Origin of the sequence: Acinetobacter lactucae (assembly GCF_013344765.1) — a bacterium.
GTDB lineage: Bacteria > Pseudomonadota > Gammaproteobacteria > Pseudomonadales > Moraxellaceae > Acinetobacter > Acinetobacter lactucae_A.
The window spans coordinates 1-12,210 of record NZ_JABVBF010000104.1 but is presented as its reverse complement, the minus strand read 5'-3'; the positions used below and the strand labels follow the sequence as shown (position 1 = coordinate 12,210).

Annotated in this window: 12 protein-coding genes; 5 read left to right on the top strand and 7 right to left on the bottom strand. The window is 39.7% G+C overall.

The features are described 5' to 3' along the window. Window positions 1-159 precede the first annotated feature (159 nt). The gene (gene msuE / locus HUN22_RS11375; protein WP_174729301.1) at window positions 160-897 is read left to right on the top strand and encodes an FMN reductase; all 738 of its coding nucleotides are present in this window, start codon (window positions 160-162) and stop codon (window positions 895-897) included. A gap of 44 nt (window positions 898-941) precedes the next feature. Then, window positions 942-2,054 carry a dimethylsulfone monooxygenase SfnG gene (gene sfnG, locus HUN22_RS11370; RefSeq protein WP_174729298.1) on the top strand — a complete coding sequence of 371 codons (1,113 nt, stop codon included), beginning with the start codon at window positions 942-944 and terminating at the stop codon, window positions 2,052-2,054. A 93-nt stretch (window positions 2,055-2,147) separates the two neighbouring features. On the opposite strand, the gene HUN22_RS11365 is transcribed toward sfnG, so the two are convergent. Beyond that, window positions 2,148-2,561 (bottom strand): Lrp/AsnC family transcriptional regulator, encoded by a 414-nt coding sequence (locus HUN22_RS11365; RefSeq protein ID WP_174729295.1) that lies wholly within the window; start codon window positions 2,559-2,561, stop codon window positions 2,148-2,150. 105 nt (window positions 2,562-2,666) lie between these two features. On the opposite strand from HUN22_RS11365, the gene HUN22_RS11360 reads away from it, so the two are divergent. Further along, window positions 2,667-3,209, top strand: a complete 543-nt coding sequence (locus tag HUN22_RS11360) for a cysteine hydrolase family protein (protein WP_174729292.1) — start codon at window positions 2,667-2,669, stop codon at window positions 3,207-3,209. A gap of 41 nt (window positions 3,210-3,250) precedes the next feature. On the opposite strand, the gene acs is transcribed toward HUN22_RS11360, so the two are convergent. Then, on the bottom strand, window positions 3,251-5,200 hold the full coding sequence (acs, locus tag HUN22_RS11355; RefSeq protein ID WP_174729290.1) for an acetate--CoA ligase: 1,950 nt from the start codon (window positions 5,198-5,200) through the stop codon (window positions 3,251-3,253). A gap of 294 nt (window positions 5,201-5,494) precedes the next feature. On the opposite strand from acs, the gene HUN22_RS11350 reads away from it, so the two are divergent. Next, window positions 5,495-6,070: a DUF805 domain-containing protein gene (locus HUN22_RS11350; protein WP_174729287.1), complete on the top strand. Its 576-nt coding sequence runs from the start codon at window positions 5,495-5,497 to the stop codon at window positions 6,068-6,070. 114 nt (window positions 6,071-6,184) lie between these two features. After that, a complete protein-coding gene (locus HUN22_RS11345) occupies window positions 6,185-7,159 on the top strand; it encodes a mechanosensitive ion channel family protein (protein ID WP_174729284.1) in 975 nt (324 codons plus the stop codon). Here the strand turns inward: HUN22_RS11345 and HUN22_RS11340 are convergent. The 5 genes from HUN22_RS11340 to prfB form a co-directional block, all read right to left on the bottom strand. After that, window positions 7,156-7,866 carry a 16S rRNA (uracil(1498)-N(3))-methyltransferase gene (locus HUN22_RS11340; RefSeq protein WP_174729281.1) on the bottom strand — a complete coding sequence of 237 codons (711 nt, stop codon included), beginning with the start codon at window positions 7,864-7,866 and terminating at the stop codon, window positions 7,156-7,158. The two genes, HUN22_RS11345 and HUN22_RS11340, sit on opposite strands and share 4 nt — an antisense overlap. Then, window positions 7,863-9,155, bottom strand: coding sequence for a 3-deoxy-D-manno-octulosonic acid transferase (locus HUN22_RS11335; protein ID WP_174729278.1), 1,293 nt, complete (start codon window positions 9,153-9,155; stop codon window positions 7,863-7,865). The genes HUN22_RS11340 and HUN22_RS11335 overlap by 4 nt, the downstream gene beginning before the upstream one ends. Before the next feature lie 156 nt (window positions 9,156-9,311). Next, window positions 9,312-10,370 (bottom strand): alkene reductase, encoded by a 1,059-nt coding sequence (locus HUN22_RS11330; protein ID WP_174729275.1) that lies wholly within the window; start codon window positions 10,368-10,370, stop codon window positions 9,312-9,314. Between the two features lie 28 nt (window positions 10,371-10,398). Then, the gene (locus tag HUN22_RS11325; protein WP_002121891.1) at window positions 10,399-10,701 is read right to left on the bottom strand and encodes an ArsR/SmtB family transcription factor; all 303 of its coding nucleotides are present in this window, start codon (window positions 10,699-10,701) and stop codon (window positions 10,399-10,401) included. Between the two features lie 199 nt (window positions 10,702-10,900). Then, window positions 10,901-11,996, bottom strand: a protein-coding gene (gene prfB / locus HUN22_RS11320) for a peptide chain release factor 2 (protein ID WP_099910007.1) whose coding sequence is annotated in 2 segments (ribosomal slippage) — window positions 10,901-11,923 and window positions 11,925-11,996 — 1,095 coding nt in all. Because the reading frame shifts where the segments join, the coding sequence is not laid out codon by codon here. Between the last annotated feature and the right edge of the window lie 214 nt (window positions 11,997-12,210).

Here is a 12,210-nt window from a genome sequence, read left to right as displayed (position 1 = left end):
AATAAAAACAGCAACTTAATAGAAAGCCAAAGTATAAAAATCCACTATTTATCTTTTATATTTAAAACTGATAAGGTTGACCAATTTCGTTATTTTACAGTTTACCGTCGTTGTTGATTAATAAGTCCAATTACTTGTTTTAGGCTTAGGAACCAAATTATGACTGGTATCACATCACCAAAACCTTTAAATATTGTTGCTGTTTCTGGTGGCTTAAATACCCCATCTAAAACGGAAAGTCTGGTTCAAGCCATTCTTGATGAATTATCAGAAGCAATCGACATTAAAGTTCACTTCATTAAATTAAGCGAAATTGGACCTCTATTAGGCGGTGCATTTTATCGCAACCAACTTCCACAGCGCGTACAAGATGACCTTGCAGCGGTTGAAGCAGCAGATGCTTTAATTGTAGGTACACCAGTTTACCGTGCCTCTTTTACGGGTCTTTTCAAACATTTCTTCGATTTTGTTGAACAAACTGCACTGGTCGATGTGCCTGTACTTTTAGCAGCATCGGGTGGTAGCGATCGTCATGCACTTGTACTTGAACATCAACTTCGTCCGTTGTTTAGTTTCTTCCAAGCACAAACTTTACCAATTGGCGTATATGCGACAGATCGTGACTTTACCCCTGAATATACGGTGAAAAGCGAGCAATTATCCGATCGTATTACCTTAGCAGTGGCACGTGCCTTACCAATTTTAGAATGGGCACCAGCGAAAGGTAAACGTGCTGAAGTGATTAAATCTAAAACACAGCAGGCAAATCAAGAACTTGGTATTAACAAGCAAATTGAGCAAGAAGAAGTATTACCTTCAGCAGCTGTACCAGATCTTGATGCGGCAGAGTCCCGTTTACATCACAAGTCTGGCAAATCATTAACGCATGTTGCCTAAATGCAACATCGCTAAATAAAAATAACGAATGGGGAGAGTGAACCATGACGCAATTACAACAACCAATTAAATTTGCTTATTGGGTACCAAACGTAAGCGGTGGCCTTGTAGTAAGTAACATCGAACAGCGTACAGACTGGAGTTATGACTACAATGTTCGACTTGCACAGGCTGCCGAAAACAATGGTTTTGAATATGCGCTCACCCAAATTCGTTTTACGGCGGGGTACGGGGCAGAAAACCAACATGAATCGGTAAGTTTCAGTCATGCATTACTGGCAAAAACTGAAAAATTAAAGGTCATTGCGGCGATTCTGCCCGGCCCCTGGAAACCGGCACTTGCAGCCAAACAACTTGCAACGATTGATTATCTAACCGAAGGCCGTATTGCCATTAATGTGGTGAGTGGCTGGTTTAGAGGTGAGTTTGATGCCATTGGAGAAGAGTGGCCTGAGCATGACGAACGTTATGTTCGCTCTGAAGAGTTTATTCGTACACTAAAAGGGATATGGACCACCGACAACTATAGTTTCGATGGTAAATACTATCAATTCCAAAACTACACACTTAAACCAAAACCTCTGCAAAAGCCTTATATAGAAGTTTTCCAAGGTGGTAGTTCACGTGCTGCACGTGACATGGCTTCTCGTGTTTCTGACTGGTACTTTACCAACGGTAATACTGTCGAAGAAATTCAAAAACAGGTCGAAGACATTCGTACTAAAGCAAAAGTAAATAATCACCATGTCAAAATTGGGGTAAACGCTTTCATCATTGCCAGAGATACCGAAGAAGAAGCAAAAGCGGTACTCCAAGAAATTATTGATAAAGCCAATACTGAAGCAGTCAATGCATTTGGCGATGCGACACGTGAAGCTGGAGCAGCCTCACCAGAGCAACAAGGTAACTGGGCAAAATCAAGTTTTGAAGATTTAGTGCAATATAACGATGGGTTTAAAACCAATTTAATTGGTACACCACAGCAAATTGCAGAGCGTATTGTGGCACTTAAAAATGTAGGCGTTGATTTGATTCTTTCCGGATTCCTACATTTTATTGAAGAGGTGGAATATTTTGGAGAAAAGGTTCTACCACTCGTTCGCCAGTTAGAACTTCAACAGGAAAAGGAGGTAGAAATTCAAGCTAAATCAGCTTAAAAACCCCAGTTAAAACAGCGCAAGATAATAAAAACAATAAATTAAAAATAAAGAATTTATTGGCTCCAAGACTCGGCTTGGAGCCTTTATTTTTTAAGATTTCTCTACTTCTCGAATCACAGTTTCAACCGAGTAACGGCACCATTTTGAAAGTTTCTCTATAAATTCATTTAATGCTACGGGTTCAAAATGGCTGACAATCATATAGCAAGCATTGCCCATGACTTTAAAACATTCATCGATTTGTTCATATTGCTTGACCAAATTTTCAATTTCTTCAAATGCGCGTTGTTCATTTAAATGCAAATGAATAAATTGTTTATGTGAATACTGCACGGCAATCGTGTAATTTTTAATGACCCCAGCATCCATCAACTGAGCAATTCGAGCACCCACCGCCTGTCCTGTCCGGTGCACGCGCTGCCCAATTTCTTTATTGGTTAGTCGGGAATCTTGTTTAAGCAATGCAATAATTTTTAGATCAATCGGGTCTAATTCAATATTCATTTTTCATAGCGAAAGAAAACGGGCGGTAATGCTTTCATCTGACTATAGCCGATTTTACTGGCAGAGAATAATCTTGTTTTATCTCATATCAACAAGAGTGATCTCATGAAACAAGCACTATTAATTATCGATGTACAAAATGATTATTTTAAAAATGGCAAAATGGAATTGGTTGGGCCAGAGCAAGCGCTCGATAAAATAAAGCAGCTTGAACAATATTTTAACGAGAAAAATTTACCAATCATTTATGTACAACATATTAATCCGCCGCAAGCGAGTTTCTTCCAAGAAAATACAGATGGTGTTTTACTTCATCCCGAACTCAGTGCGGGCAGTGATTCTTTAATCGTGACAAAGCATTATCCAAACAGTTTTTTAGAAACCAATTTAGATGAACTTTTAAAAGCACATCAAATTGAGCAGCTCGTGATTACAGGCATGATGACGCATATGTGTATTGATTCAGGTACACGTGCAGCCAAAGAACTTGGCTACCAACCAATCTTAATTGCAGATGCAACCGCAACTCGTGATTTAAGTTATGCTGGGAAGACTGTAAAAGCTGAAGACGTACAAACTGCTTTTTTAACTGCGCTGAGTACGTTTGCAAATGTACAAAATACTGCTGACTTTTTAGCAAATCCTTAATAAAACTCAATAAAAAAGCCCCTTTTGGGGCTTTTTTAAAATTAGTTTTGCTTATCAGGATAGACCGTTACAATTAACTGATCGACCACTGCTGGTTCAGCCAAAGTTGAAGTGTCACCTAAGCTATCTAATTCATTCGCTGCAATTTTTCTTAAAATACGGCGCATGATTTTACCCGAACGCGTTTTAGGTAATGCTGGTGCCCAATGTAGTGCATCAGGTGAAGCCACAGGTCCAAGCACTTTACGTACCCAGTTGATTAACTCTTTACGCAGTTCTTCCGATTCTGGCACACCTGCTTGTAAGGTCACAAAAGTACAAATACCTTGCCCTTTAATATCATGAGGCATGCCTACCACTGCTGCTTCTGCTACTGATTCATGCGAAACCAAAGCACTTTCAATTTCAGCCGTACCCAGACGGTGACCTGAAACGTTTAAGACGTCATCAACTCGGCCGGTAATCCAGTAATAACCATCTTCATCACGGCGAGCACCATCACCTGTAAAATAAGTATTTTTAAAAGTCGAGAAATACGCCTCAATAAAGCGATCTGGGTCACCCCAAATGGTACGCATCTGACCCGGCCATGAATCTTTAATTACAAGGTTACCTTCAGCCGCACCGTCTAACTCATTGCCTTCACCATCCACAATGGCAGGTTGAATACCAAATAACGGACGCGTTGCCGAACCCGGTTTTAAAGCTGTTGCACCCGGCAATGGAGCAATCAAAATACCGCCTGTTTCGGTTTGCCACCATGTATCAACAATCGGACAGCGGCCTTCCCCAACAACGTTGTAGTACCAATTCCAAGCTTCAGGGTTAATAGGTTCACCGACTGAACCAAGTAAACGCAGGCTGCTACGGTTACTTTCACGTACAAACGAATCACCTTCTCGCATCATGGCGCGAATCGCAGTTGGAGCCGTATATAAAATAGAGACTTTATGTTTATCGACTACATGACCAAGACGTGCCCATGTTGGATACTGAGGGACACCCTCAAACATTAGGGTCGTGGTGCCATTTGCTAGCGGTCCATAAATTAGATAACTATGCCCTGTAATCCAACCGATATCGGCTGTACACCAGTAAACATCATCTTGTTTTAAATCAAATACCTCTTTAAAGGTACTGGTCACATAAACTAAGTAACCACCCGTAGTATGTAAGACACCTTTCGGTTTACCTGTTGAGCCCGAGGTATAAAGAATAAATAAAGGGTCTTCTGCCTTCATCGGTTCTGGAGGACAGTTAGCATCCACTTCCATAATAACAAGGTGATACCACAAATCACGACCCGGCTTCATTGCAATTGGGTTTGCATTACGATAAACCACAATTACGTTTTCAACGCACTCTGTGCCCGGCAATGCTAAAGCCAAATCGACGTTTTCTTTAAGTGGTAAGAGTTTACCGGCACGTAGACTAGAGTCTGCAGTAATCACCAATTTAGCTTGGCTGTCTTCAATACGACTTGCCAAAGAGTCTGGTGAGAAACCACCAAATACCACGCAGTGAACTGCACCAATACGAGCACAGGCTAACATGGCAATTGCAGCCTCAGTCACCATTGGCATATACAGCACAACACGGTCGCCTTTACCAATGCCATATTTCTTTAAAACGTTAGCAAAGCGGCAGACTTCGTCATGTAATTCTTTATAAGAAACGATTTTATGACGAGAAGGATGGTCACCTTCCCAAATAATTGCAGGTTTATGTGGATGTTCTTTAAGATGCCTGTCTAGGCAGTTTGCTGACACATTCAACTCACCATCAGCAAACCATTCAATTTTGAAATTGTCTTTGTCAAAACTGGTATTTTTCACTTGGGTAAATGGTTTTATCCAATCGACAATTTTAGCTTGCTCTGCCCAGAATTCATCTGGGTTCTCGATAGAGTGTTGATAACGTTTAAAGTAGTCTGCTTCAACAGTACGAGCTGTTTTTTTAAATTCCTCTGGTACTGGATAGATCTCATTCATACGCAACTTCCTTGATCTTGTGCATCCCATCTCGAGACTGTGGCTATTATTTTACTGGATCTTATTTGCATGCCTTTGCAGTATGATGACTCTTTCAAAGTCTAGACAATGCGACTTTGGTCATATATTAAACACTTACTCAAGCATACGAAATTATGAACATTTTTATAAAATTAAGTTGATTTAAAACATTTGTCTATAGCTTTTCCTTTTATAATTTTTTCAAGATTTGATGGTTTTGATCATCAACAAAGATTATTTTGTCTCTCATATGCAACACAGGAATAAAATAATATGTTTGCCCAAACAAGCCCCTCACGCCCACCACAGCTGCCTTTAAAAGATAGCGCTTTTTCAATTCATGGCCGTTTTAATCGCATGAGCTATTTAGGTGGTTATGGACTGATTTATTTAGTCACTCTTGTGGGCTATTTCATTTTGGCCTCTTTTCTTGGAAGTTTTCAGCTTTCAAGCAATTTTTTTAATTTTGAGTTTTATAGCTCTCTTTCTGGCCTCAGTGCATTGGTGGTCTGGGCTTTTTGGCTGTTTCTGATTTATTTAAATATTGTTCTTGTCGTTCGACGTTTGCATGATCTAAATAAAAGTGGTTGGATGGGATTACTACTATTCATTCCAGTTGTTCAGTTCTTTTTTATGATTTATTTACTGCTTGCCTCAGGTACAGCAGGTCCAAACGAATATGGTCCATCTCGACCATCAACGTTCATCGAAAAGTTAATGGCTTGGTTTATTTTATTCGCTATTTTAATTAGCCTTATTTCTACCGCAGGCTTTTTTTACTACTTCTCTGGTACCGATACTATAGAAACTCCGTCACAAATCTTACAAAAAGGAACGGAATACTTTTAATTAAAAAACACTTTATTATTTAGATGAACTCATTATAGTAGGCGCACATTTTATCTCCTACTATCATGAAAGCCGATCATCGCTTTCATCATTTTTTTTAAATAGAGACTTGTCGTGGCTGATGAACAAAAATCCTTAACGGATGTTGCAAAAAATACAGGTGAACTTTTGCAAGAAGCAGGTACTAAAACCACTCAAACGGTTTTAGCTCATACTGAAAAGTATCATGATGCCTATACCACCATTGATAAAATTGTGGATAGCTTCTGGGAACGTGTGCCTTATATTTGTATTGCGATTATCGTTTTTATTATTTTTTGGCTACTCACTAAATTATTTAAGTTCTTTGTTCGTAAAACCTTAGAAAATCGCTCTTACACCCGCCAAAACCTCGTTTTGGTATTAAACCGTGTAGGCAGTACAGCAATTTTATTCTTTGGTTTCTTAATTGCACTCGTCATCATGATCCCGGGATTTACGCCAGGGCAATTAATGAGTGCACTTGGAATTGGTTCCGTCGCCATTGGTTTCGCATTTAAAGATATCTTTCAGAACTTACTATCAGGTATCTTAATTTTACTCAGCGAACCCTTCCGTATTGGCGATGACATTATTGTCAACAACATGGAAGGAACCGTAGAAGATATTCAAATCCGTGCGACCTTTTTACGTTCACCCGATGGCCGTCGTATTGTTATTCCTAACGCGACTGTTTACACCAGTGCAGTAACTGTAAACACGGCATATCAACGTCGTCGCTGTGAATTCGTAGTCGGAATCGGTTATGAGGACGATGTCCAAAAGGCAAAAGCTGTCATTCTTAAACTACTCGACAACAGCCGTAATGTGCTGAGCCAACCTGCATTTTCGGTCAACGTAACGGCTCTTGCAGATTTCTCTGTCAATCTAACCGTCCGCTGGTGGGTAGACACAACGGAAACAACCACCTCTGCTTCGATTAGTGAAATTCAGGAATTGGTTGTAGATGCGTTTGATGAAAACAACATCTCAATTCCATATCCGGTACAAGAAGTAAAAGTATATCGTGGTGATCAAGCAACTGAAGAAACTGTTAAGCCAAATGCTTAAGCTGCAAATAAGCGCCCTAAAATATAAGAAATAGACGTTTCAGTTCTTAAAATACGGTTGCCTAAGCTCACTGCTTGGCAGCCGTTTTTTGTGAGCAAATCAACCTCATAAGGGATAAAACCACCTTCTGGTCCGACCACAACACTACAGGCGTGATCAATATTAATTGGCATACTTTGCTCTGCATATGGATGGGCCACATAAGCAGGACACTCTTCTGAAATAAATGTAGGCAAGACATCTTCAACAAAAGGCTTAAAACGTTTATACATTTGAATTTCAGGAACAATCGTGTCCCCTGCTTGCTCAAGTCCCAAAGTAACGTAGTTGTGGATTTGCTGTAAAAAGGGAGTCTGCCAGTAACTTTTATCGACCCGATAACTATGAATCAGACTAATTTTTTCAACACCTAAAGTCACACTATCCATAATTAAACGGCGCAAAACTTTAGGTCTGGGTAATGCCACAATTAAATGAACCGGAATTTTTGCAGGTACAGCTTCTTCACTGATAGGCCGAAGACAGACTTCTTGCTCGTTAATCGAAACAATTTCAGTGGTATAACGTGCACCATTACGAACACCAACTTTTAGATTTTGGCCGACCGTAATATCAAGATGTTCACGTAAATGTTGTAATTGGCGCTTTGAGTGAATTGACCACGTGTCTGACTGAATATCTTCAGGCTCTAGTAAAACGATATTCATGATTTGTCGGCCAAATACCGATTAATTACGCCAATATGTTTTTGCAATGAACCTTGATTACTTTGTAAGACTTTATGTGCTTGTTCTACTACTTGTTGGGCCTGATCAGGCTCAGCTAAACATGCCATCCAGATTGCTACGACTTGCTCAGCATCTTGGGCAATGAGCACCCCATTTTCATCAATAAATTCATCAACAATAGTTTGGAAATTAAAGTAACGAGGCCCAATTACGGTCGGCACATTTAAGACCATAGGCTCTAAAATATTATGCCCACCACCCGGTTCATTAAGTGATCCCCCTACGAAGCACACCTGACTTAATGCATACCATAACCAAAGCTCACCCATACTATCCGCCAGATAAACCTGTGTACTGGCATGAATACTATGATTCATACTTCTACGATGAGTGACTAGACCTAAGTTTTGGGAAATTTCAAATACTTCATCGAAACGTTCAGGATGTCGAGGCACGACAATACAAACTAAATCTGGATCTGACTTTAAATAAGGCGCAAGTGCCTGCAAAATTTGTTGTTCTTCTGGCGCATGTGTACTGGCAATTGTTAGGACTTTACGCTGCCCCAAATACCATTGTTGTTGTAATTTCTCAGCCTGATTTATAAAAGCTTCGGGTGCATGAATATCAAATTTAATATTTCCAACCACCTGACTTTTTTGTTGATCCAAACCCAATTCTACATAACGTTGGCGAGTCGCAGCGTCTTGTGCCAATACCCAGTCAATTTGTTTCAGCATTCCTGCCGTTAGACCTGAAACCCGGCTATAACCTTTTGCTGATTTTTCTGATAATCGTGCATTTAATAATAAACAAGGAACCTGTTGTAGTTTGGCTTGATCAATTAAATTTGGCCAAAGCTCAGTTTCAACCAATGCTAAAAGTTTTGGCTGATACAACTCAAAAAATTGTTTTAAAAGATGCTTTTGATCAACAGGCAAATAAACTGCTTGAAATAAATCTAAATAAGGTGCTTTTAAAAATAATGATTTGGCACGCGCCTGCCCAGTCTTCGTTGTATTAGTAACTAATACAGGTTGACCGAGTTTAAGATAATGCTCGATTAAAGGCTGCGCAGCATTGGTTTCTCCAACCGAAACAGCATGGAACCAAATTGCTCTCACATTTTTCGGAGATTCAAACGGCCCAAATCTTTCCAGACATTCCTGATTATATAATTCCTGGCTTTCTGCACGTTTTTTTATCCGCCAATGGTAAAAAGGTTTTAATAAATGGAGTGCGGTGTTGTACCAAAAAGGGGTCGCCAAGCGGTTTGCCTCAAATAGTCAAAGTTTAAAACTGGGGAAAATATAACATAGATAGAAAAAATGGCAGAGTTTCGATACCTAAACTCTACCATTACAAGAAAAGAGATTTACTGAACCCATAAATTAAAGAGGTCAGTAAATCATCAGTTCAAAAAATTACGAAGCTTCTAGCGTTGGATAGTCTGTATAACCTTCAGCACCTTTCGCATATAAAGTTGTTGGTTGAAGTTCATTTAAAGGTAAGTCTTGCTCTAAACGCTGTAAAAGATCTGGGTTGGCAATATATGCTTTACCAAAAGATACTGCGTCTGCTTCACCATCACGCAAAATACGTTTTGCTGACTCTGGTGTTAGGTTCTCATTCGCAATCCATACACCATTAAATTTTTCGCGAAGTTTAGGACTAATACTGTCAGCAGCTTCATATTCACGAGAGAAGATGAAAGCAACATTACGTTGGCTCAATTGTTCAACCACATAACCAAACGTTGCTAATGGATTTTCATCACCCATATCGTGTGAATCACCACGTGGTGCAATATGTACACCTACTCGGCCAGCGCCCCACACTTCAATAAATGCATCAACGACTTCTAACAATAAACGTGCACGGTTTTCAACAGGACCACCGTATTCGTCATCACGTTGATTCGTATTACTTTGAAGGAACTGGTCAATTAAATAACCATTCGCTGCGTGTAATTCAACACCATCAAAACCTGCCGCTTTAGCTAATTCTGCTGAATGTTTATATTGAGCCACAACCTCTTTCACTTCTTCTAATGAAAGTGCGCGCGGTTTTACATAAGGACGTTTAGGACGTAATAAACTCACTTCACCCGCAGGTTGAATTGCACTTGGTGCAACAGGAATATCACCATCTAAAAGCTCAGGATGAGAAATACGACCTACATGCCAAAGTTGAACTACAATTTTTGAACCTTGAGCATGAACTGCCTCAATAATTTTATTCCAAGCTTGTGCCTGCTCTTGTGACCATAATCCTGGGGTGTCTGCATAACCCACAGTTTTTGAACCAATCACTGTTGCTTCGGTCAAAATTAGACCAGCATTTGCACGTTGTTGATAGTATTCAACCATTAAATCATTAGGCACTCGGCTTTCACCACTACGCGCACGCGTTAATGGAGCCATGACCAATCGATTTTTGATTTCAAAATCGCCAACCGTTAAAGGAGTATTGAGTTCAGCCATAATCGCCTCGACTTACACTTTTAATAATTTAAAGTGTTTGTTTTAAATGTTCGATATATTGCTGAATCAAAGCTTCGTTACGTGAAAAATAAGACCATTGACCATATTTTTGGACCTGAATAAGCCCCGCCTGTTGTAACACAGACAAATGATTAGACATCGTAGACTGAGCTACTTTACCCAAACGTTCAATATGACCTGCACAAACACCCTTCTCAAAACTACCACCACATTCTTCCACCGGTAAATAATGCGCAGGTTCTTTTAACCATTGCAAAATTTGCCGGCGTAGAGGGTTGGAAAGGGCTTTGCTAATTGCATCAATATCCATAGGCTCAACACGTCTTTTAAACGAACAAAGCTTTGTTCAGCATTTCGAAAACATAATATCGCATTTTTTCGATATTCATATCTACTTTTTTCGATATTCATATCGTATTTTTCCGATTAACTTCCGATCACTGAACTGCTTTGCCGTTTTAATCGCTAAAAATTTAAGAGTTTTAGATAACTAAAAGTTCAAAAGACTCTTATAACCCCTGCTTTAAACTCGCTTCGATAAAACGGTCAAGGTCACCATCAAGAACAGCACCTGTATTAGAGTTTTCGACACCTGTGCGTAAATCTTTAATACGGGAATCATCTAATACATATGAACGAATTTGACTTCCCCAACCAATATCTGACTTCGAGTCTTCAAGAGCTTGAGCTGCTTCATTACGTTTTTGCATTTCCAATTCATACAAACGTGCACGTAACTGTTTCCATGCGTGGTCACGGTTAGCATGTTGCGAACGCTGGTTCTGACACGCCACCACAATACCTGTTGGAATGTGCGTCAAACGTACAGCAGAGTCGGTTTTGTTAATATGCTGACCACCTGCACCAGATGCACGGTACGTATCAGTACGAACATCAGAAGGATTGATATCAATTTCAATATTGTCATCAACTTCTGGTGAAATAAATACCGCAGAGAATGAAGTGTGACGACGGTTGCCACTGTCAAATGGTGATTTACGAACTAAACGGTGTACACCTGACTCTGTGCGTAACCAACCGTAGGCATATTCACCTTCAACACGAATCGTTGCTGATTTAATACCCGCTACATCGCCATCAGACACTTCCATAAGTTCTGCTTTAAAACCATGACGTTCAATCCAACGCATATACATACGTAATAGCATAGATGCCCAATCTTGTGCTTCGGTACCACCTGAACCTGATTGAATCTCTACATAGCAGGGATTCGGGTCCATTGGGTTGCTAAACATACGACGGAATTCAAGTTTAGCCAGTTCATCTTCGGCAGCATTAAGCTCAGACTGAACATCTTCAAGCAGGCTTTCATCGTCGGCTTCCACAGCCAAATCTAACATCGCTTTTGCATCTTCAAGTTGTGTTGACAACCCATCCAATACATTAATAACGTTTTCTAGTTCACCCTTTTCTTTCGCCATTGCCTGAGCGCGGCTTTGATCATTCCAGATCGCAGGGTCTTCTAACTCACGTAAAACTTCTTCTAAACGTTCTTTTTTCAGATCGTAGTCAAAGATACCCCCGTAGTGTTTGGCTACGATCAGTTAAGTCTTTCAATTGGTTTAGATAAGGATTAATTTCCACGCGAGTGTTCCCATAAGAGCAGATAAACAGTCAATTATTTTAGCATAGCTGTAGTTATCTACGAACTTGCTTTGTATTTATCCTCATATTTCACTCATTTAGTTTATAAATTTTCTTCATTTTATTTAAAGTTTAATTGGTAACATCCTCATACAAAATTGGGTACTTTTACAGCATTTTTTATGATCTACACAAAATATCCTCAATTTTAATA